This is a genomic window from Runella sp. SP2, assembly GCF_003711225.1.
Lineage (GTDB): Bacteria > Bacteroidota > Bacteroidia > Cytophagales > Spirosomataceae > Runella.
On the sequence record NZ_CP031030.1, the window covers coordinates 7,286,322 to 7,307,723 of the forward strand.

A 21,402-nucleotide genomic window follows, 5' to 3' on the forward strand; every position below is an offset into this window, starting at 1 on the left:
AGGTTACTTCCCTGTCACGGGCATTCGTACGGTTTTGATGATAGGTTCCGAAAACGTTTTTTTCTCGTAGCGAGGCGTAAGGGTGGTTTCAGTAATGACTTTGTCTTCGTAGGTCGTGGTTTCAACGATGGCAATTACTTTCACTGACGCATCTACGCCTTGCACAAGGTTGTCGTTGGACAGCAAAATGTAGTACGCTCCTTGGCTCAAGGCTGGGTCAGAAAATTTTCTAAAACCCGCGACTCCCTTGCCTTGGTCAATGACTCGATGGGGTTGCCCCGCCATAAATAAATCGCGATTGACTTTATCGGCTACGGCATAATACACGTCTTCGCCCATTTTAGGAATGGCTAAGTCGGTGACGACTCCCGCTGCCAATGCCCCGAGGGGTGTGGTGAAATAGGCCGCTGCCCCTTTGGCGATGCTGACGATGATTTTAGAGTTTTGTTTCCACGCTTCGTTGGCTTCATTGCCCACACCCACCCAATATGCCCACGACACTACTTTTGTGGTTTTGTAAGGGGTAATCACGTTTTTGGGCAAGGTAAACGACAACGACGCCTTGTTGCCGTTGGTGTTGGCGGAAGAATGTACGCGTTGGGGTTTGTCAAATACCAATTCTTCGCGCTGCTCCGATTTTACGACCACTTTTTTGGTTTTGCGCGTGTAGGTAGTGTCGTAGCCAGCGAGTACCTCTTTGGTATAGGTATTGTAGGTGGTTTCTTGCTTGTCTTCCCACGACACGGCCGTATTGAAGTTGACGGTGGCCTCGCTGGCGGGTACGCGTTGGATTTTGATTTTACAAATACGGCCTAAAATTGCCCCATTTTTAAACTTAAACAAATACACCCCCTGTTTTACGACTTGAATGGTCTTGGTGTCTATTTGGGTAGTTTTATAGTCCGAAAACTTTGAGGTCGTAGGGTATTCAATGACCTCTATTTCCTTGAGTTCTTTGTCATTTATTTCCTTAAACTGAAACAAAATTTTATCGCCCGCCGCAAACCCAAACTGCAATTCTTGCTCCTGCATAGGGCCAATTTTGATGGTTTGTTCGGTGACGTCGATGGGGGCTTGCTGAGCAAAAGCGGTGGTGGCCAACAGCAGACTCCAAAAAAGGGTAAGTTCTTTTAGTATATTTGGGTTTAATTGTTTCATTATAAATGATTTATTATTTTCAATTACTATTCTTAATTTTCAAAGTGATATCACCTATATTATAACTGTAAATAGAAGCTGGTAAAAAGGTAAATAAAAGGCTATCTACCGTTTTTACACCATTTTGGTCAATAGAGGTTACTAATGCTTTTTCAAATGAATTAGCTTTACAAAATTGAACAAGACTTCTGAGCTCTTTAGGTTTTTCAAAATAGCGATTACTCCACTTGATTTCAACACCCCAAACTGGCTTATATTTTTTGTCGTCAACCAAAACTAGATCGACTTCTCCTTCACTTCTACCATCTTTCCATCGTGCATAGGTTAAATCTAATTTTTCTCGGTGCATCCATTGTGATAGAACTGCTGTTTCTACTAAGTTTCCCATTTCACTATCGGTTTCAGTTATGGGCGAGAATAAAGCTGTACGTAGAGAGGGATTAGTTAAATATACCTTAAAACTTGTTACTCTTTTTAACCGTTTGGCATTTACATCAACTTTATTTAATACTTTTATGAGAAATGCGGCTTCTAAATATTCTAAATATTTTTTCAGAGTATCTTTTTGTATTCCACTATCTTTACTCATTATTTCATACGAAAATTCATTTCCTGTATTGTATGCAATATAGGTGAAAAATCGGTTTAATTCTTGTACGTCTTTTATGCCATATAAGCTAGGTAAATCACGCAATAATACTTTGTCTACAATGTCGTTTTTTACGTATCGCCCCATATCATTTTGTATCTTATCAGAGAGAACTACTTCAGGGTAACCACCAAAATTTAAGTAATGAACAAACTCTTTATTGAGAGCTTTTATATCATGAGTAAGGCAATAAGGAAGCTGTTTTTTGCCATATATGATATTACCTTCATAGATTAAATGATTCATGCTTTTTAGATGAATATATTCTTGAAACGTAAGGGGGGGGAGCATAAAATCAGTAAATCTTCCTGCACCACTTTCGGTGCTGTGCCATTTTAAAGCTGCAGCCGCGGATCCCGACACAACAAATTTTGTTTCAGGGTATAAATCTACAAGTACTTTGAGGTGGCGCTCCCAATCCTTGAGATATTGTATTTCATCAAAAAATACATAACAATCTTGCAGGTTATTTTGATTAAGTGATTGCTTACATAAGGTTAGAATGTCTTCTAGACTTAAATGAACGTAAATAGGGTTATCTATTCCTACAAAGAAAATTTTTTGCGGACTTATATTATCCATTATTAATTGCTGTATGCTGTGGAATAGCATGACGGTTTTTCCCACACGCCTTGGCCCCATAAGTACTAGGGCTCTACGTACATCTTTTTCGTTTACATAGGGATAGAACAGCTTAAAATACAGCCGTTTAGACATGGTGCTATATACCTCAGGTATTTGTTTGTTTACCCACCAAGGGTTTTCATAACGTAGTCGCTCAATTATTTTTTCTGTTGGAATAAGGCTTAAATTGTTCATAAAATCTGTCTATTTGTACAAAAATAGTAAAAATAGGTAGATTTAAAACTTCTTATATTGACAATTGTCTTGATTTTAACCGTTACTGTACTCTTCGGCGTTCTTCTTCGGCGGCGTCTTCGGTTTGGCGGCGACGGGTGTATTTTTCGTTGCCAAAACGATAGCTGAAATTGAGCCCAATGCGGCGAGTATCGCTCTGACTTTGGCGGTATTGGGTCGTATTTTGGTAATTGGTCATGGTTTCGGTGCGGTAGTTGGCAAAAGTCGGGTCGTCAATCATTAAGCGGATACTGCCTTTGTCTTTCAGGATTTTCTTGCCAACGCCTACGTAAATTGAGTAAAAACTGCCCATGGTCATGGTAAATACTTGGTCGCGGGCTGCAATATTGGCATACAAGTCCGCCGACCAGCCTTTCCCAAAACTAAACTGCTGCCCCACATTGATGCGAAACGAAACGTACCGAGTGATGGCTTCATCGCCGTTTACTGTGCCCTGAATATTGAAACGAAACCCTTGAAAACTCACGTTGGTCGTCCAATACTTGTTGATTTTTTTATTGTAATTGCTCACAATCCCAAACCGATAGCCCTTGCCCAAATTGAACGGTTTTCGGACAAATACATCGCCCTCACGAATGTTCAAATCACCATTCAAGCCATCGGCAAAATCCATGGCCAATCCTACACTAATACCGTTGTTGTTTTGGTAACGAAGTTGAAGATTGTGCAGATAAAAGGGCTTTAGTGCGGGGTTTCCGCTGGTAAAAGTGTAGTCGTCCACGTAGTTGAGAAATGGGTTAAACTGCTGATAACTTGGGCGGTTGATGCGGCGGCCGTAGTTGAAACTCAAACTGTGTTTGCCCACGCTGTCCAACGCCCGCCGAAAGAAAAAAGTGGGGAAGAGGTTGGTAAAATGCTGCGAAAATTGCTCGCCCGTGGTAGCGATGTTGGGTAGTAGATTGCCTTCAATATTGGTGTTTTCGGCGCGTAGCCCCATTTGCAAACTGGTGCGTTTATTCAGCGTATGGCGTAGGTTGAGGTAAGCGGCATTGATGTTTTCGTTGTAAAAAAAATGGTTGCTTTTGGTGGGGTCAAGTACGAAGTTCTGGTCTTTTTTATTCTCCACATCGGCTTCGTTGGCGTTTTTTACAAAGCCTATTTTTGCACCCATTTCAAATGTTGTTGTTTTAGAAACAGGGCGTCGATAGTCCGTTTTGAAGGTCAGAATTGTGGCAGGCGTGAAGAAAACATTATTGAAAATCTGGGTGTTATTGGCATGGCTACTCTGAAAATTTCTAACGCCATTGGAGCCATATTGCTGGTAGTTTACGTCGCCGCTCCACTCGCTGCCTTGTTTTTGGGGTTTGTGGGTAAAATTGAGGTTGGCATTTAGATTGTTCCAATCAAATTGCCCTCGGTTGGTGCCGTAGTACGGTTCGTTGTTAATCAAATTTGAAAACACCGCGCCGTCGTTTCTTTGGTTTTTTTGCAAAAATAGCTGCCCACCGATGACCGTATTTTTGCTTTTGTCGTAATCAAAACCCAACCGAATTGTGCCACCAAAACTTTCAGAAGTAGCGGTGTTGTTGCTGGTATATTCTTGATTAGTAGTATTTTCGGTGATAGTTCGGGTGGAAGTAGTAACCGTACGATTGGCATCGCGAGGCAAACCTACGCCCCCAAAAAGATTGAGTTTTCCTTGTCGGTAATTGAGGTTAAGGTTGTTGTAACTCCGCCATGTATGCCCTACACTTTGGCTGGTGCTAATGTTTCCCGTTAGGCCGTAGAGGCGATTTTTTTTCAGTACAATGTTTACAATGGCCGAGCCTGTGGCGTCGTATTTGGCGGGTGGAGAGTCCATCAGCTCCAATTTGTCCAACATTTGGGCGGGTAGCGATTTGAGGTAAGCCACCAAGTCGGTGCCGCTCATGTAGGTAGGCCGCCCGTCGATGAGCACCAACACGTTGCTGCGGCCATTGAGCTGTACATTGCCGTTTTGATCTACCACTAGGCTCGGGGTTCGTTCCAACACTTCTTGGGCGGAGAGGGTGGCGGCACCGTTCATGGCTTCTACGTTAATGACGGTTTTGTCCTCTTCCTGAACCACCAACGGACGCGTCGTTTTAACGACAACTTCGGCAAGTTGTTGGGCTTTTTCGGGGAGTAAAAAAATGGTCGGTAGCACCAAAGACGTTGCGCTTAGCCGAATAGTGGGGCTTTGGTATTTCTTTGAACCCAAATAGCTGATTTTAAGGAAATAATTTCCCCGTTTTAAGCTCGTAAATTCAAATTTACCCTGGGCGTTGGTCGCGACGCCCGCTACTTGCTGGCTATCGGGCAAGGCAATCAATAGCACATTGGCACCTACGGCGGCTTCGTTGTGGTGGTCTTTGATTTCTCCCTTCAAGTTGCTCTGTGCCCATGCCGTGGTGGTAATGAAGAGAAAGAGTAGAATACAATTTTTCATGCTGCGTTGTGGTTTTTTGGCAAAACTCGGAAAGGGGCGGTTTATTGGAGAAGGGGACGGACAGAAAGGGCAGCTGCTGTGATAAAAAGGGAAAATCGACTGACGAAGGAGTAGAAGGAAGGCGTAAATTTGTATTTTATGGTTTTCGTCAGTCAAAAAAGCCTTTCTGTCAGCCGAGGAGGAAAGTAATGAAACAGATTTCCCATTTTTGACCCCAAAACTAAAATAATATGGCTGGAAATATTCTCGTTTTTACCCTTTCGGTGGTTGTACTTTGGCTTATTTTTGGCAAACCAAAGCAGATTGTTATTACCCTTTTTCAGTGGGCTATAGGAGCGGTGGGGTTGTTTTTTGCCGTCCTTTTCACATTTCACATCATTGATTTAGAAGGTGAAAAGAACCAAGCCTTGATAAGTAGCGTGTTGACGATAGGCTGCGCGGCGGCAGGGCGTTTTATCGCAGCGTATTATTTGAGCAAAAACCCGCGCAATCTAGACCTCGCCGTAACGATTTTAGGGGTGCTTTTTATTGGGTTTTTATTGGGTTTTGGCTTAGCAATCAATTATTTAAGGTTTACTGGGAGCTTTTCGGTGCTGTTGTATCTGAATCTGGCCTTGATGGGGTTGGGATTTGTTACCACGATGGGAGTGGCTATTATCAAACACCAGATTGAGCAAAAAATTACTACCGCCGAGACCAAAGCCAACGTAAGCGATGCCGAATTGAAGCTTTTGCAGAGTCAGTTGAGCCCGCATTTTTTGTTTAATACCCTCAATAATCTGTACGCACTTTCGATACACGATGCTTCTAAGTTGCCGCCGCTGTTGCTCAAATTATCTGACCTGTTGCGCTATACGGTATATGACACCAAGGCTACGTTGGTAGCCCTCGAAGACGAAATCAATTACTTGAAAAACTACATAGATTTTGAAAAAATACGGTTGGGCGAACGGTTGGAACTGGTCACAAATTGGCCCGAATCGCTTGCCGAAGCTCCGCCGATTGCTCCTATGCTTTTGATTGTGTTTGTGGAAAATGCGTTTAAGCATTCCAAAAACACCCAAAATCCGCAGATTAAGATTGCCATAGATGTCCAAATTTGGGGTAAAACGGTGCTTTTTTCCGTTCAGAATAGTTTTGACCCTAACGTCACCCGAAATGCGCTGGAGCAACACAGTGGTTTGGGATTGGACAATGTGAAAAAACGATTGGAACTCGCTTATCCTCACCGCCATGACCTAAGTATCGAGCAGAAAAACAATACTTTTACGGTTAAATTAAGATTGACATGATACTGAAGGCTCTCATAGTGGATGATGAACCACTAGCGCGTCAACTAATCGAAGGGTACTGTAGGTATTTGCCTGAAATAGAGGTGGTTGGTTCGGTAGTTGACGTGTTTATGGCAAGACCCATTTTGGAGACGGGCAGGGTGGATGTGCTATTTTTAGACATTAATATGCCCGTGATGAACGGTATTAATTTTCTGAGAAGCCTTCCGCACAAACCCATTACCATTTTTACGACGGCCTATAAAGAACACGCCCACGAAGCCTTTGACCTTGCGGCCACAGACTACCTGTTGAAACCTTTTTCGATGGAGCGTTTTTTGCAGGCTATTGATAAGGCCAAGGCTGCCCTAAAGCAGCAACCCAACACGCCCGAAAACCATATTTTCCTGAAGTCAGACGGCAGATTGATAAAGTTGTTTTTTGACGAACTGTATTACGTAGAGGCGCAAGGCAATCAAGTTAAATTTGTAACCGAGCACAGCACCTTCAACATCACGCAGACGTTTGGTTCGGTGTTGGAACTTTTGCCCGCGTCGCAGTTTGTGCGGGTTCATCGCTCATTTGCGGTCAATATTCAGAAAATCAGCATTATAGAGTCCTACCGTATCCTGTTACTTCAAAAAGGAGAAGTACCGCTCGGAAGCAATTTTCGGGAAGATTTTTTGAAAATGGTGATGAGTAAGGGAGGGGAGTGAAGTGCTTGTTTTTGCTCTATGTGAATAGTTCCTGCAATGTCTTGATAGCAATAAACATTTTTTTGCTGTCAGGAAGTTTTATGAAGTCATATTTCGTGTAAAACTTTTCAGCGTCTTCGTCGATTGGGTCAACAACAACCGCAAATGAGCCTATTTCTTGGGAAATGTGGTAACTTCTTTTTAAAGCATCAATTAACAATATTTTTCCAATTCCTTTGCCTTGGTATTTGGTGTGGATTGCTAACCTTCCCAATAAAGTAGTTGGGATGGAAGTGTACGATTTTGGAAGCTTCTTTTGAATGGATTCGGGAAAACTACTCAAGGGGATGCTATTATTCGAGAGGGTATAGTAGCCTTGAATATCGTTGGTTGCTGCATCTGATAACACAAAACAGGCAGATAGTTTTCTTTTGATGTCTTGTCCTGCTTGGGTTTTTAAGTAATTGTTTAAAAGCTCTTTCCCGCAGTCAAAACCCTCCCGATTATGTTTTTTGTCTAAAAGCTCAGTCATTTTTTTGAGTCGATACAAACGCATTATAGTCTTCATACGCGCTTTTTAGCGTTTTTGAAGGTTTTCGGGGATTGGTAATTGCGTCAAAAAAGATTTGACTGTCTCTCTCAGATGCTAGTATTTGTTCTTTTTCCTTCATAATTTCTTTTGCTTTTTCTTGCACTGTCAAAATCACGAAGTCAGTCAAGCTTCTAAAACCACCTAGATAAGCGGCTTTTTCAAAGAATTCTTTTTGTTCCTTTGAAAGTCTTGCGTCAAATCGCGCTTGTTCTTTAATTGCGGTATTCATAAATGAAAATTTTCCATAAATGTACGTAAAATACCCGTACATTTCAAAAAGTAGAAGTGCCACTCGGAAGCAATTTTCGGGAAGATTTTTTGAAAATGGTGGTGAGAAAGGGAGGGGAGTGATGGAAAAAACGATGCTGTTAAGTCAGTTTATCCGTGTGCTAAAATCGTCGATAATAGTACACGGATATTATGGATTAGACACGGTTTTTATGGATTTAAAAATAGTCGAACCCTCAATTCCCCGTATTTTTTAAAATAAAATCAACGATGGGTTGCGGGTCTTTTAGGCAGTGTGGGTGATGTCCTACTCCTTTTTTTACAATGAGCTCAATCGCCCCGCCAGCACTTCGATACTTTTCTGCTAACTGATACGTATTTTCATCAATGGGGACGACATCGTCTGCGTCTCCACAAACGTGTAAGAGAGGAATTTTGGCGGCTGCCAGTTTTACACAATTGTTGATGGGGCTGTCCTTAAAATCATTGACTGTCACTTCGGTCAAGTCGTAGGCTTTAAGGCATTTTTCCCAGTCAGTTTTTGAACCTTTCCCCTTGCCCAAGCCGCCTGGCCAACTTTTTATGTCGCATACGGGCGCATCGGCATAGATACAATACACTTTATCTGCGTTCTGCGAAGCCCAATTGTAGGCATCCAAACCGCCTCGGCTTAAACCTTCAAAGACCGTTTTGGGGTTAAGCCCGAAACGTTGAATCAGATGGTTGTAAAAACCATCGAATCGGCGCATTGACTTTGGTCCACCGTACAAATCCACCACATCGACATACACCACATGAAACCCTTTTTGCAACAAGGCAATGTCCACTTGCGGTTCGTGCGCCCAAAACTGAGTACGCCAAATCCAGTTTTTGTGTTGGTTGGGTTGTTGGGGAAGAACTACTTTGGCTTCGACGCCCTCAAATTGAAACTCCAGCATTTCAAACCCGTTCCATGTCGTATGAACGGTGGCACGCTCATCGCTTGCATGGCTAGTGAAAACAAGAGTGGCTATGATAGAAAGAAGGATGCAAAGCTGGAGTGTGGTTTTTCGGAATGCCTTCATTTGGGTGTAAGTTTAAAATGGCCTGGTCTGAAGCTAAGCTACTAATTTAACGCGAACTTTTCAAGAAATGTGCCTATAGGCACTACCTCTTTGTAGTTATAGGGGCCTATTTTCTTATTTTAGTGTGCCGTAGGTACACAACATCGCTTACAAGTGGTGTACCTATGGCACACCAAATCGGACAAACCCTCATTGTTCTACAAATGTTAAGCCTCTATGAGGCACAAAACCAAGTACTTATCTTGAAAAGTTCGCGTTAAGTTAGTATAAAGCTATTTCTATTACGCAGCTAATAATCATTATAGTTAGCCGTTAAAAAAAACAACGAAATCAGAACTGTTTTCGGAACGATGTAGGGGAGATGCCCGTGTTTTTGGTGAAGAACCGAACAAAATAGGCGTCGTCCTCGTAATTTAGGCTGTACGCAATCTCCTTGACCGACAAAGACGTGTGAGCCAAAAGGCGCTTGCTTTCGAGGATGATTCGGTTTTTGATGATGTCGTTGGGGGTGTCTTTGCTAAGTAATCCTATTTTTTTGCTGAGATTTTTGGGCGTGATAAAAAGCATATCAGCATAGTCGGCTACGGTATGGTGGGTTTTGTAATGTTGCTCCACCAACTTGCTAAATTTTCTCAAAAATTGCACATCAGCATGTTGTTCGTTTTCAGCCAATTGGTGTTGTTCCTTCCAAATCCGCGTGGACTTGAGAATAATAAGTTTGAGCAAAATTCGCAACATTTCTTCGGTGCTAGCATCGTCGTTTTCCATCTCATGTTGTATCTCCCTGATGACTTTTTGCATGTACGACGATTGGCTATCTCTTAGCTTAATGAAAGGTACTTCAAACACATTGTTGTACAAAATCCCGTCGCAAGCTACTTCTTGGTCGTGAATTTCGATGCAATAAAAGTCGCGATTGAAGTGCAGTAATATTTCTTTATTATGCTCACTTTGAGAGAATTGTATCACCACTTTAGGGTTGATAAAGAGCATTGCATCCGAGTCCAAGAGGAAATGTTGGAAGTCAACTTGGATGGCTGTGTTTTTGGGCAGAAAAAGAATTTTTATGTGCTCTTCAATGGATTGTAGGGCACTTTCGCTATCCAAAGAACGAAGGTTGCCAAATTGCTTTAATGAAAATTCTTTGAGCATCTATTTTAACGTTTATCGTTCTTTGGTGATAGCCTTCCTTTCCTCAACCGATTTTGAGTGAATGAATTTGGTCGTTTTTAATGTCGAACCGATACGTTAATACAAGTGGACTGCCAGGGAAAGTTCCTGAAATTTCCGCCTTTAACGTTTGGGTAGTTGCCGAATACTCCTGTGGCTGCATGACCGCTTTGTAGGTTTTGTTGGCTTTTTGTATCCAATTCCTGATTTCTGTTTTTCCTTTGTGCGTTCGTCCTTCGTCAAAAACGACGGCTGTTTCGGCAAAACAATTGGCATACGCAACGCTGTCAAAATTGTTTTGTGCTTTGATTAAGTTGGCTAGTACTGTTGGTAAATTACTCATAAGTGTGATTGATAATGGTTGATAAATGTTAAATCGTAGGAATAGTGCCGCCGTCGATGACAAATTCTGTGCCTGTGAGGTACTTAGCTCTTGGCGAAACCAAAAAACCGACCAGCTCGGCAACTTCTTCGGGCTGGGCGGGCCTGCCGAAGGGGATTCCACCCAAGGCATCCATGACGCTCTGGGTAGCTTGTTCAATAGAGCTGTTTGAACTTTCGGCGATGCGTTCCATCATTCTTACCGAGGAACTTGTCATAATCCAGCCAGGCGAAACTGTCAGTACCCGAACGCCTTTTGGGGAAACTTCGTTGGACAGGCTTTTGCTGTAATTGATTAGTCCTGCTTTGGCTGCGGCATAAGGTAAAGTCGAATCGTACAAGGGCAATTTGCCTTGAATGGAGGCAATGTGAATAATAACCCCGTTGCCGCGCGTTATCATTTGTGGTAAGAACCCTCGGTCTAGTCTCACGGGGGCGAGCAAATTGCTTTGGAGCGTTTGTTCCCAGTCATCGTCACTCAAAACGGCAAAGCCACCGCCTGGGGTTTCGGAGCCACCGAGGCTGTTGACCAAAATGTCTAGCCTGCCATATTTTGCTAATACCTCATTGACTATTTTTTGGGTTCCTGAGGACTGGCTTAAATCTGCTGAGATAAAATCCAGTGTTTCGTTGGGTGCTTCGGGGGCATTTCGTGCCGTGATTATCACGGTGGCTCCCGCCTTCGAGAGGCGTTCAGCGATGGCCTTTCCAGCTCCTTTTGTTCCGCCCGTTACCAAAGCAATTTTGCCCGATAGCTCGTTGTTGAAATTAAAATCCTGTTCCATCTGATTGTTTTTTGTGCAAATTTCAGACATACATTCAGGTGAAGCAATTACGGAAATACGATTCGGATAGGGATAAATTTTTCCCCTATTGTACGATTTGGAGCATAGGTCTAATTTTGTGGTATGTATGAAAGAAAAATTTTACCAAGCCTAAACTGCGGCTTAGACTTGATTGGCGAAGTACTATATGGCAAATGGAAAATCCGTTTGCTATGGTTTATCAGTGAGGGGCATCTACGGCCAAGCGAACTGCAACGCAAAATCCCCGATGCCACCAGACGGGTATTGAACATTCAGTTGAAAGAACTGGAAGACCACGGGTTGGTCACTAAAGAAATTTTTCCAGTTCTTCCGCCTAAAGTGGAGTACCGACTTACTGAGTTGGGTGAAACCATCATCCCCGTGATTTCAGCTTTGGGTCAATGGGGCGACACCAATGAAGCGCATTTACGGTCGGTTATTTTAAAACGACTGACGAACGAAAGCTAATTTCAGTCGTAGGGTATTTAATCTATTTGTAATAAATATTTTACCGAGTGTCGGCCGCCTCGATGGGTCTTTGTGGAGGGGCTTGTTTACTTTTTCTACAAAGGTTTCGCCTCTCCGAGGCTATTTGTTTTAATGCATCCAACCTTCAATTTATTGAATCCTTTTAAACTTCATTGTTTTTCCTAAAAGTGAAATACCCAAATACCCACGAAAATGAAGCTCATTTTCGGTTTTTAGTTTGGCATTTAAGCTGTAACTGTTGCCATCACTTGGGTTGTAGAGCTTTCCACCTTCGTATTCGCCGTCGTCGTATTTCAGGTTAGTGACATTGATAATACCTTGTCGCGGGCGGTTTTGTAAGGCTTTGTCAGGATTATTGGAGTCTTTTTTAGACGTTTTTCCGTCGGTTTCAAACATATTGGAAGCCCAAAGAAGCTTTCCGAAATATTTCCCGTCTTGCTTAAAGAGGTCAAACTTCAATTTTACATCGCCATCAATACTTTCCCATTGCCCGATTATCTTATCGGCGGGTTGCTGTGCAAAACTCACCACAGAAAGGAACAATAGTAGTCCCGCAAAAAATACCTTTTTCATCGTTATTAGTTGTTTTTGAGCTTTTTAATTTCTTTAAATTCACGGTGCCCAAAGTTTAATAAAACGTTGGGCATGAGCCTGCTGGCTAATTTGATAATGTTGATGGCAAAAGGTTTTAATTCCTTTTTGTCTTTTAGCAGACCATTAATCGCCACTTTTACCATGTCGTCTGCGTTCATCATCATGCTTTCGTTAGGCTGTTTTATCCAATCGTCTTGCAATTTTGTTTTTACTCCTGGAGGAATCATTTCAAATACCCTTACATTGGTATCTTCCAATTGTAATCGTAAGGATTGGGTGTAGGCGCGAACCCCTGCTTTGGTTGCGCTGTAAATGGGCGCTGCTGAGTAGCTCATAAAAGCAATACCCGATGAAACGTTGACAATTGCGGCTGATTTTTGTTTTAATAAATGGGGCAAAAACTGATGCACCATTTGAACGGTTCCTGAAAGATTAGTAGCAATTTCTCGGTTGATATTTTCCAAGTTCAATGACTGATCTTGTACGTCAATTAAACGCATCAAACCTGCGTTATTAATGATGATGTTGAGGTCGGGAAATTGTAGCGTAATTTCTTTGTATAACTTCTCAATATCCCTTGGATTACTCACGTCACTTTGGAACGTATGTACGTTGGGAAATTGCTTTTTTGTTTCGTTAAGTGCATCCAATTTTCTGCCTGTAACAATGATAGTTGCACCTAGTTCAGTCAATTGTTTTACAAATTCTAAACCGATTCCACTTGTGCCTCCTGTAATAAGGATTGTGCTGTTTTTTAAGTCCATTTTTTTGCGTGTTTTGTTAATGCAAAGGTCAGCACTAACCCGCAAAGGAATGTAGCTAAAAGTCGGTTTGTTGTAGTCAAAAAGGAAGGAGCTTTTTAAATAAAAAAAGCTATAAGGTTTCTACAACCTTATAGCTTTGGCAACGGAAAAATAAATCTTACAGATTTGATGCGGCCTGAAAAGCCAACTGCAAAGGCAGCGACCTTAAACGCTTACCCGTCAGGTCAAAAATCGCATTGGCGATGGCGGGTGCAATGGGAGAAAGCGGAGGCTCTCCAACCCCCGAAGGTACCTCAGAACCTTCGTGTAAAATGACTTCTATTTCGGGTGTATCGCTGAGGCGGACTACTTGGTAATTATGGAAATTGGTTTGTACAAATTGCCCATTTTCTACCGTGCCTTGCTCGTAAAGAGTCGCACTGATGGCCATCATGGTAGCACCTTCTACTTGCTGCCTGATACCGTCGGGGTTAATGATTTTGCCAGGGTCAATGGCCTGTGTCACTTTCACAACCTTAATGGCTCCATCGACGATTTTTACTTCTACCACCGCCGCCGAAACCGTTTTACGGTCGTCGCATACTGCCAAGCCGCGCCCAATCCCTTCCGACTTTGGCAAGTGCCAGCCTGATTTTTCGCCAATGATTTCGAGCAACTTTTTCCGACGAACCAACTGAGGTGTGTCGTCGCAGTGGTCGATTCGCAACTTCAGGGGATTAACGCCTGCTCTATGCGCCAATTCATCCATAAAACTTTCGATGGCGAACGTATTGGCAAACATCCCCACTCCCCGCCATATACTGGTTTCAAAGGGAAGGTTGTTGTGCCATACTGTGGTTTTAATGTTGGTGACATGGTACGGGCACCGCGCGCCGTGTCCTGCCACGATAAAGTCGGCACCCAAAATGGTTTCGGCAATAGCGGGGACGGAGTTAAATATCATCGGCCCCGTGGCAAGATGGTGTTCAAAAGCCAAAATTTTCCCCTCTTTGCTCACTTTCCCTTTTAAAACATGGTGGGTATTGGGCCTTACGTATCCGTTTTGAAACTCTTGCTGGCGGGTAGCAAGCAGGTGAACGGGCTTCCCGACGGCTTTGGATAGTTTGGCCGCCTCCACGGCGTTGCTCTTAAACGCCTTTCTGCCAAATCCGCCTCCCATGTACGTAGGCATAATGGCAACGTCCTCGGTGTTAAGGTCTAACGCCTCCGCAACGGAAGTTTGTAAATAGGCTGGATTTTGGAAAGAAGCGTAAAGCGTTATTTTGTTATCTTTATAATCAGCGACGACAATGGAAGGCTCTAAATTGCCATGAAAACCAATCGGCGTACGAAATTCGCCCGTTAGCACCTCATCGGTTACGCTGCCTGTGTCGCCATCGTTTTGGATATTAACCTCTTTGCCGTTCCCGACCGTTATTAATTTTTCGAGGTCCTTGGTAGAAACGTTGGGGTTGTAGTCCCACTCCGCCTTGATTTTCTCCACCGCCGTTTGGGTGGCGTAGCGAGACGTGGCTACCACGCCAATCCAGTTTGTTTCTTCCACGATTTTTAGTACGCCCGCCGAATTTTTTGCACTACTGGTATCTGCACTTTTGAGCGTTCCTTTCACATAGGGAGAATAAAGCATCGCGCCGTAAACCATATCAGGCAAGGTAGTATCAATGCCGTAAATCGGTTTGCCGAGGACTTTATCGGGCAAATCAATTCGTTTTTGTTGTTTTCCGACGTACTTGAACTGTGAAGACGGCCGTAACGCGGGTGTTTCGGTCGTTTCCCATTTGGTAATTTGTTTGGCCAAGTCGGCATACGATAATTGCTTATCACCTGCCGTCAACATTCCGTCTTTGGTGGAGATGGAAGCGACGGGAATATTCCACAATTTCGACGCCTGAAGTTTGAGGGTTTCTCGCAGGGTAGCGGCCACTTCTCGAATAGTGACATAAAAAGAAGAGGTGCTGTTGCTTCCCCCCGTATTTGAGAGAAGGCCGTTCAGAGAGTTGGCATGAACAACCTTGATTTTTTCCACCGCAATGTCCAGTTCTTCCGCAGCAAGCATGGCAAAACCCGTAAAAATCCCTTGTCCCATTTCGGCTTTGGGCGATTTTAGGGTAATGGTATTGTCGGCATTGACTTCAAACCATAGCTTATGGTCAAAGTTCGAGACATCCGCTGGAATTTCCATTTCGGAAGTGAAGTCACTTATTTTTCTTCTAATAGCTCCTTGTCCGAAATAGAGCAAGGCCAACGTTCCTGCCACACCTGAGCCAGAGATGGCCAAAAATTTTCTTCTCGAAAATCCCTTTTTAGGTTTTTTATCCTTGTTTTCCATCGTTTTTCAGTTTTGCCGCCAAAAGAATTGCTTTAATAATGCGAGGATGCGTACCACACCGACAGATGTTGGAAATGCCGTTTTTGATGTCATCGACTGTGGGGTTGGGGTTTCCTTCCAAAAGCTTAGCCGCTGCCATCATAAAACCCGATTGGCAGTAGCCGCATTGGGGGACTTGAACTTCCAGCCACGCTTGCTGTACGGGGTGCAGATGGGTTTCGTCTTCCGAAAGCCCCTCGATGGTGGTTATTTTTTTGCCATTGGCCATTTGGGAAGGATACGAACAGGAGCGGATTAAATCCCCGTCAACATAAAGCGAGCAAGCGCCGCACTGGGCTTTGCCACAGCCAAACTTTGTCCCTTTAAGCTGGGCTTCATCACGAATGAGCCAAAGTAAAGGCATGTCGGGCTCGACATCCAAAACCGTAGGCTTGTTATTGATGGTTAGTGAAAGTTGCATAGTGATTCAATTGAGAAGTCATTGTTTCTGCTTTTTTACCACGGCAAGTTTCAAAAAAATCAAAGCAATTATGTAGTTAAAAGGCGCAATCTTGTAGCCAAAAGGGAGATAGGAACTATTTTTATTTTCCGATAATCTCTTTTCGGTGTTTTACGCCCCACTCAGCCATGATTTGAATCAGCTCTTTGAACGAATTTCCGTATTCGGTAATGGCATATTCTACCGAAATAGGCTGGGTGTCTTTGACCGTTCTTGAAATTAATTTGTTCATTTCTAGGTCTTTTAACTCGCGGCTCAATACCTTCCCAGAGATACCGTCCACCAGTTTTAATAACTCGCTAAACCTTCTTGGACTAAAACAAAGGCAGGTAACGATGGAGATTTTCCATTTTCCGCCCAATACGTCCATAATGTCTTGAATAGCTCTCATAGAGGTGGTACAAACTTCATTGTCTGCCACGCAAGCGGCTGGTTTCTTAATTGTCACAAGCTGACTCATTGGTAAATTGGTAGATTAAAATAAACTATTACCTTATGACACAAAGTTACAAAATGTCATCAACTTTGCAGCGTACTTTTAAAAAAACACAGCAAATGAGTAACAAAGTTGTATTGATTACAGGGACGAATAGTGGGTTTGGTTGGTTGACCGCCAACACGTTAGCCGAATTGGGGCACAAGGTATATGCTACCATGCGAGATACCCAATCTAAAAATGCCGACAAAGCAAAAGCACTGGCACAGGTGGCCAATATCACGGTGCTAGACGTTACGCTGACGGACGATGCGAGTGTAAAAACTGCTATTGATTCAGTGATTGCCGCCGAAGGGCGAATTGATGTATTGGTCAATAATGCGGGTTTTGCGGCTTCGGGGGTAACTGAGAGTTTTACCACGACCGACGTGGAGGAAATGTTTGGACTGCATGTGGTGGCTTATTGGAGATTGATGAAAGCCGTTTTGCCCGTCATGCGTCAACAAGCCGATGGGCTCATCGTGAATATCTCAAGCGGTGCGGGACGGTTTGCGTTTCCGTTTATGACAGTCTATAGTGCCGCCAAATTTGGGTTAGAAGGGTTGAGCGAAGGATTGCATTACGAAGTAAAACCCTTGGGCGTGGACGTGGCGATTATTCAGCCAGGTGCCTTCCCGACCGATATTTTGCACAAAGTCAGAACGGGTTCTGATGAGTCGGTTGTGGCAGGATACGGCGCATTGGCAGAAATTCCGAATCAGATGGGGAACGGCTTGGCACAATTGTTCGAAACAACCAAACCTAATCCTCAAGAAGTAGCCGATGCCGTAGTAACGCTCATAAACCTACCCAAAGGCGAACGCCCCCTCAGAACGGTCGTTGACCCATCAACGGGCTACATCGTAGAAGCGGCCAACGAAGCAGTACAGGTAGAATATGAAAAAACAATTACCGCATTTGGCATGGGTTCTTTGTTAAATTAAGGCTTCGACGCCTTGAAACGGGTCAAGCAGCATACATGTTGCTTGGCCCGTTTTTGCTATAATTTTTGTCCCAAATAGAGTACGGATGCCTTAATGGATTGCTCTTTGAGGTGTAAAATCTTTTTGCGGTCTTCGTCTTTCATAAAATTTTGGAAGTCTTCGTGGGCGTCAAACTCTACCAGATGGATTTCATAAGGTGCTTCGATTTGCGCTTCAATAAAACTCTCTTTGGGTGGGCGTACCCTAAACAAAAGACGGCCATTGTACTTGGCGATGGTGGGGATGGCCACGCTTTCAAATTCATCAAAAACAGCCTCTTGGCCTTCAATGACGTAAATAAGTTGGGTGATGTGTATCATTTCTTGTTTTTTTATGGGCGTCTGCTACACTTTTAACCAAGTCGGAGAGTCTTCGGTTGGCTGGTTGACTCGAATTAAATGACCGTCTGGGTCGCTAAATTCAATGCTTGTCATCCCCAAATGTGATTTTTTGGGTTCGCTAAAGTTAATTCCATTCGCAGAGAGTCTTTCGATTACCTCTGGCAAATTGTCTGTCAAAAAACTTACAACAGCCGTATTGGGCGATAAATGGGTTGACGTATTAAAATCAATCCCTCCCACTCCCGACTGGAAAACGTTGAGTGCTGCTTGGTCAACCGAAGTCTTTAGACCTAAAATAGCGTTGTAAAATGATTTACTTTTGGCGGGGTCACTGGTGCCCAGCTCAATTTCGTGAAGTCTTATTTTCATTTTATTGGGGGTGATAGTATGAGGGGCAAAGCTGACTTATCACAAAGCGACTTGGGGTTAGGTTTTACTTTTACTCAAAAAAATAAGGGGATTTTGGGTAAAAAAAGAGTGGGTTTACCATTTTAATAGCAAATCTCCTCCACTCTTTTCTAAAGCCCTTCTTCCTACCAAATGAAAAACACTGTTTTGTTTCAGCGTAGCTCCTTCTTAGTCTGCACCGTGCTGTTATTGTATTCCCAAGGCTGTAACGTACCGCAAAAACAAGTAGTCTCCAAAGATAAGTTTGCCGACCACGTTCGCACTACCGAGTTTCGGACGCCCGAGCAAGAGCGCCGAGGCTTTACGTTGCCGCCAGGTTTTGAAATTACGCTTTTTGCGTCCGAACCCCAGATTGCCAAACCCATTAACATGGAATTTGACGACCGTGGACGACTGTGGGTTGCGCACTCGCTCGACTACCCCATGCCTGCGGTTTCGGGCGGAGGGAAAGATAAAATCACCATTTTGGAAGATACCAACGGCGACGGAAAAGCCGATAAATTTACTGATTTTCAGGATGGGCTCAATATCCCTATTGGCATCATGCCCGTAACCGACGGCGCTATTGCGTACAGCATTCCCAACGTCTATCATTTTACCGATGCCAACAACGATGGCAAAGCCGACCGCCGAAAAGTGATTTTGGGGGAGTTTGGCTACAAAGATACCCACGGAATGGTGAGCAATTTTGTGCGTGGGTTTGACGGTTGGATGCACTCGTGCCACGGTTTTACTAACACGTCCAAAATCGCGGGCACCGACGGCGATTCGGTGACGATGGTGTCGGGCAATACCTTTCGCTTTCGAACCGACGGCAGTCGAGTAGAACAAACCACCTACGGGCGTGTCAATCCGTTTGGATATGCCTACGACGAACGCGGGTTTTTGTACTCCGTCGATTGCCACTCAAAACCCATTTACCAGCTCATTAAAGGCGCTGATTATCCGCATTTTGGCAAGAAACCAACGGGAATAGGCTTTGGCCCCGAAATGATGAGCTATGAACTAGGCTCAACGGCACTTTCGGGCTTGGCCTATTACATTGGCGAGCAGTTTCCTGCCGAGTACCGCAACAGTTTTTACAACGGCGACGTGGTTACGTGCCGTATCAACCGCAACACCATTACCTACAATGGCTCAACGCCCGTAGCGCACAAAGAAGCCGATTTTTTGGTCAGTGACGACCCTTGGTTTCGCCCCGTGGATGTGAAAGTCGGCCCCGACGGAGCGCTCTATATTGCCGACTTTTACAATCGAATCATTGGGCATTACGAAGTGCCGCTCAATCACCCAGGCCGCGACCGCACCAGTGGGCGTATTTGGCGGATTACTTACAAAGGTGGCTCAGCCCAAACCCCTTTGAAAGATTGGTCAAAGGCGTCTATCGACGAGTTAGTGGCGGGGTTGGGTCATCCCCAGCTCAACGTTCGTCTAAAAATAGCGGATCGTTTGGTGGATGGCTGGAAAGAAAAGGCGATTCTGCCTGTGTCGCAGTTGCTAACCTCGCCTACGACCGATGCCAAGGTGTTTGTACAGGGTCTTTGGATACTTCACCGCTTGAACGCTCTGTCCGCTTCGGCATTGGACAAAGCCCTGCATCATCCTGACCCGCTGGTGCAAGTGCACGGATACCGCGTACTGGCCGAGTCGGCGGTCATTAGCGATGCCCATCAGGCGTTGGCCGTGGGAACATTGGCCGATAAAGACCCTTTTGTTCGTCGAGTAGCAGCCGAAGTTTTGACCCGTTTTCCTGCTTTGAAAAATATCGCTCCATTGGTGGATTTGTACCAACAAACCAACGACGAAGATTCGCATTTGAAATATACCACCCTGCTGGCTATACGTACAAATTTGGCCGCAAAAGGCATGATTCGTCAGGTGGCAAGCGCCAATTGGAGCGAGACCCAACGGGCCATTTTGTGCAAAGCTGCGGTGGACGTTCCCTCGCCCGAAGTGGCTTCTTTTGTTTTGGAATACGCCACCCAACACCCATTGCCCACCGACGAGTTGGCCAAGTACCTGGAATACACGGCTCGCTACACGGATGCCCCTGCGCTCAACGAAACCATTGGCTCTTTGGAAAAACGTTACGCCGATAACCACGAAACGCAGTTTGCGGCTTACAACGCGCTGCGAAGAGGGCTGGCGCAGGGAGGAAAAACGGTGACTAGCCGTATGCAAGAGTGGGGGACAACACTGGCAAAGCAGTATTTGGAACAACCGTCGGTGGAAAAAGAGACGGCGCAGCAAATGGCGCGTCGGGTGCAGGCGGCCGAGGTGGCGGGCGAGTTTAAAAGCAAATCGTTGGAGCCGTCGGTGCTTCGTTTGTTCAAAAATGCCCAAGCCGACGACCGAGTGCGGGTAGCCGCTGCCAGTGCGCTCATGAGCATGGATGCTTCCGCGTACACGCCGCTCATTGGCGGGGTGTTTTTGGAACGTTCGGAAAAGGTATCCTTGCGGGAAAAACTGGTAGGGGTACTGACGCGTACCCATACGCCCGAAGTAAACGGATGGCTGCGAAAAGGACTAAACGGAGGAGCGCGTAGCTTACAAGGGGTGATTGCGGCGGCGTTGGCCAACTCCGAGTCGGGCATTGACCAATTGCTCAATGCTTTAAAAGAAGAAGAAATCAACGTGGACGTGGTCAGGGAAGGAACGGTGAAAGAGCGCTTGGCGTCGAAGATGACCTCTAAGCAACAAGCGTTGCTCAACGAATTGACGGCGGGGAGCGCCAACGAGTTTGAGGAACGTCAACAACTGATTCAGGCGCGTTTGGCAGGTTTTGAGTCGTCGAAGGCAACGCTGGAGGCGGGCAAAAGTGTGTTTGTGCAAAATTGCAGTTCGTGTCACCAAATCAAAGGTGCAGGTGGGTTGATTGGCCCGCAGCTGGACGGCATTGGTAATTGGGGTAAAAAAGCCCTGACTGAAAAGATATTAGACCCCAATCGGAATATCTCAGAGGCGTTTCGGAATTATAACATTACGCTCAACAACGGCCAAACCATGACGGGACTTTACCGCCGCACGGAAGGGCAAACGATGATTTTTGCCAACAACGCAGGACAAGAATTTTCGGTAGCAAAAAACGACATTAAAGACTACAAAGCCTCCAAATACACCTTGATGCCCGACCAATTCAGGAACAGTATTTCTGAGAAGGACTTTTATGCACTTTTGAGCTTCTTGTTGAAAACGAAGTAGTTATTTGCACTTGGTTAGA

Annotated in this window: 21 protein-coding genes; 5 read left to right on the forward strand and 16 right to left on the reverse strand. The window is 44.5% G+C overall.

Features of this window, described 5'->3' with window-relative positions; genetic code table 11:
- Positions 1-3 precede the first annotated feature (3 nt).
- From DTQ70_RS29345 to DTQ70_RS29355, 3 genes are all read right to left on the reverse strand, one after another.
- Complete coding sequence (locus tag DTQ70_RS29345) at positions 4-1,158, reverse strand: hypothetical protein (RefSeq protein WP_122934105.1); 1,155 nt, start codon at positions 1,156-1,158, stop codon at positions 4-6.
- A gap of 19 nt (positions 1,159-1,177) precedes the next feature.
- Complete coding sequence (locus tag DTQ70_RS29350; RefSeq protein ID WP_122934106.1) at positions 1,178-2,626, reverse strand: ATP-binding protein; 1,449 nt, start codon at positions 2,624-2,626, stop codon at positions 1,178-1,180.
- 82 nt (positions 2,627-2,708) lie between these two features.
- Entirely contained in the window at positions 2,709-5,093 is a 2,385-nt protein-coding gene (locus tag DTQ70_RS29355) for a TonB-dependent receptor domain-containing protein (RefSeq protein ID WP_122934107.1), read from the reverse strand.
- A gap of 230 nt (positions 5,094-5,323) precedes the next feature.
- Here DTQ70_RS29355 and DTQ70_RS29360 point away from each other — a divergent pair, with 230 nt between their 5' ends.
- Together DTQ70_RS29360 and DTQ70_RS29365 are read left to right on the forward strand one after the other, a co-directional pair.
- Positions 5,324-6,385, forward strand: a complete 1,062-nt coding sequence (locus tag DTQ70_RS29360) for a sensor histidine kinase (protein ID WP_122934108.1) — start codon at positions 5,324-5,326, stop codon at positions 6,383-6,385.
- Positions 6,382-7,080: a LytTR family DNA-binding domain-containing protein gene (locus tag DTQ70_RS29365; RefSeq protein WP_122934109.1), complete on the forward strand. Its 699-nt coding sequence runs from the start codon at positions 6,382-6,384 to the stop codon at positions 7,078-7,080. The genes DTQ70_RS29360 and DTQ70_RS29365 overlap by 4 nt, the downstream gene beginning before the upstream one ends.
- Before the next feature lie 16 nt (positions 7,081-7,096).
- On the opposite strand, the gene DTQ70_RS29370 is transcribed toward DTQ70_RS29365, so the two are convergent.
- The 6 genes from DTQ70_RS29370 to DTQ70_RS29400 form a co-directional block, all read right to left on the reverse strand.
- Positions 7,097-7,627: a GNAT family N-acetyltransferase gene (locus tag DTQ70_RS29370; RefSeq protein ID WP_229600036.1), complete on the reverse strand. Its 531-nt coding sequence runs from the start codon at positions 7,625-7,627 to the stop codon at positions 7,097-7,099.
- Positions 7,584-7,880: a DUF1778 domain-containing protein gene (locus DTQ70_RS29375; protein WP_122934615.1), complete on the reverse strand. Its 297-nt coding sequence runs from the start codon at positions 7,878-7,880 to the stop codon at positions 7,584-7,586. Before DTQ70_RS29375 ends, DTQ70_RS29370 begins: the two co-directional genes overlap by 44 nt.
- Before the next feature lie 235 nt (positions 7,881-8,115).
- Positions 8,116-8,943, reverse strand: a complete 828-nt coding sequence (locus DTQ70_RS29385) for a S9 family peptidase (protein WP_122934112.1) — start codon at positions 8,941-8,943, stop codon at positions 8,116-8,118.
- Between the two features lie 330 nt (positions 8,944-9,273).
- Positions 9,274-10,095: a helix-turn-helix domain-containing protein gene (locus DTQ70_RS29390; protein WP_122934113.1), complete on the reverse strand. Its 822-nt coding sequence runs from the start codon at positions 10,093-10,095 to the stop codon at positions 9,274-9,276.
- A gap of 43 nt (positions 10,096-10,138) precedes the next feature.
- Positions 10,139-10,456 (reverse strand): nuclear transport factor 2 family protein, encoded by a 318-nt coding sequence (locus DTQ70_RS29395; RefSeq protein WP_122934114.1) that lies wholly within the window; start codon positions 10,454-10,456, stop codon positions 10,139-10,141.
- Positions 10,457-10,484: 28 nt separating this feature from the next.
- Complete coding sequence (locus DTQ70_RS29400; RefSeq protein ID WP_122934115.1) at positions 10,485-11,279, reverse strand: SDR family oxidoreductase; 795 nt, start codon at positions 11,277-11,279, stop codon at positions 10,485-10,487.
- 123 nt (positions 11,280-11,402) lie between these two features.
- On the opposite strand from DTQ70_RS29400, the gene DTQ70_RS29405 reads away from it, so the two are divergent.
- Positions 11,403-11,768: a helix-turn-helix domain-containing protein gene (locus DTQ70_RS29405; RefSeq protein ID WP_122934116.1), complete on the forward strand. Its 366-nt coding sequence runs from the start codon at positions 11,403-11,405 to the stop codon at positions 11,766-11,768.
- Positions 11,769-11,918: 150 nt separating this feature from the next.
- Here the strand turns inward: DTQ70_RS29405 and DTQ70_RS29410 are convergent, their stop codons facing one another.
- From DTQ70_RS29410 to DTQ70_RS29430, 5 genes are all read right to left on the reverse strand, one after another.
- A complete protein-coding gene (locus tag DTQ70_RS29410) occupies positions 11,919-12,362 on the reverse strand; it encodes a DUF2147 domain-containing protein (protein ID WP_122934117.1) in 444 nt (147 codons plus the stop codon).
- Between the two features lie 5 nt (positions 12,363-12,367).
- Positions 12,368-13,147, reverse strand: a complete 780-nt coding sequence (locus tag DTQ70_RS29415) for an SDR family oxidoreductase (RefSeq protein WP_122934616.1) — start codon at positions 13,145-13,147, stop codon at positions 12,368-12,370.
- A gap of 157 nt (positions 13,148-13,304) precedes the next feature.
- Positions 13,305-15,476 (reverse strand): xanthine dehydrogenase family protein molybdopterin-binding subunit, encoded by a 2,172-nt coding sequence (locus DTQ70_RS29420; protein ID WP_122934118.1) that lies wholly within the window; start codon positions 15,474-15,476, stop codon positions 13,305-13,307.
- A complete protein-coding gene (locus DTQ70_RS29425) occupies positions 15,460-15,936 on the reverse strand; it encodes a (2Fe-2S)-binding protein (RefSeq protein ID WP_122934119.1) in 477 nt (158 codons plus the stop codon). Before DTQ70_RS29425 ends, DTQ70_RS29420 begins: the two co-directional genes overlap by 17 nt.
- A 121-nt stretch (positions 15,937-16,057) precedes the next feature.
- Complete coding sequence (locus tag DTQ70_RS29430; protein ID WP_229600037.1) at positions 16,058-16,435, reverse strand: helix-turn-helix domain-containing protein; 378 nt, start codon at positions 16,433-16,435, stop codon at positions 16,058-16,060.
- 95 nt (positions 16,436-16,530) lie between these two features.
- On the opposite strand from DTQ70_RS29430, the gene DTQ70_RS29435 reads away from it, so the two are divergent.
- Entirely contained in the window at positions 16,531-17,394 is an 864-nt protein-coding gene (locus tag DTQ70_RS29435) for an SDR family oxidoreductase (RefSeq protein WP_122934618.1), read from the forward strand.
- Positions 17,395-17,450: 56 nt separating this feature from the next.
- On the opposite strand, the gene DTQ70_RS29440 is transcribed toward DTQ70_RS29435, so the two are convergent.
- Together DTQ70_RS29440 and DTQ70_RS29445 are read right to left on the reverse strand one after the other, a co-directional pair.
- On the reverse strand, positions 17,451-17,753 hold the full coding sequence (locus tag DTQ70_RS29440; RefSeq protein WP_122934120.1) for a DUF1330 domain-containing protein: 303 nt from the start codon (positions 17,751-17,753) through the stop codon (positions 17,451-17,453).
- 24 nt (positions 17,754-17,777) lie between these two features.
- A complete protein-coding gene (locus DTQ70_RS29445) occupies positions 17,778-18,143 on the reverse strand; it encodes a VOC family protein (RefSeq protein ID WP_122934121.1) in 366 nt (121 codons plus the stop codon).
- Between the two features lie 171 nt (positions 18,144-18,314).
- Between DTQ70_RS29445 and DTQ70_RS29450 the strand changes: the two genes are divergently transcribed.
- Positions 18,315-21,383 carry a PVC-type heme-binding CxxCH protein gene (locus DTQ70_RS29450; RefSeq protein WP_122934122.1) on the forward strand — a complete coding sequence of 1,023 codons (3,069 nt, stop codon included), beginning with the start codon at positions 18,315-18,317 and terminating at the stop codon, positions 21,381-21,383.
- Positions 21,384-21,402: the final 19 nt, after the last annotated feature.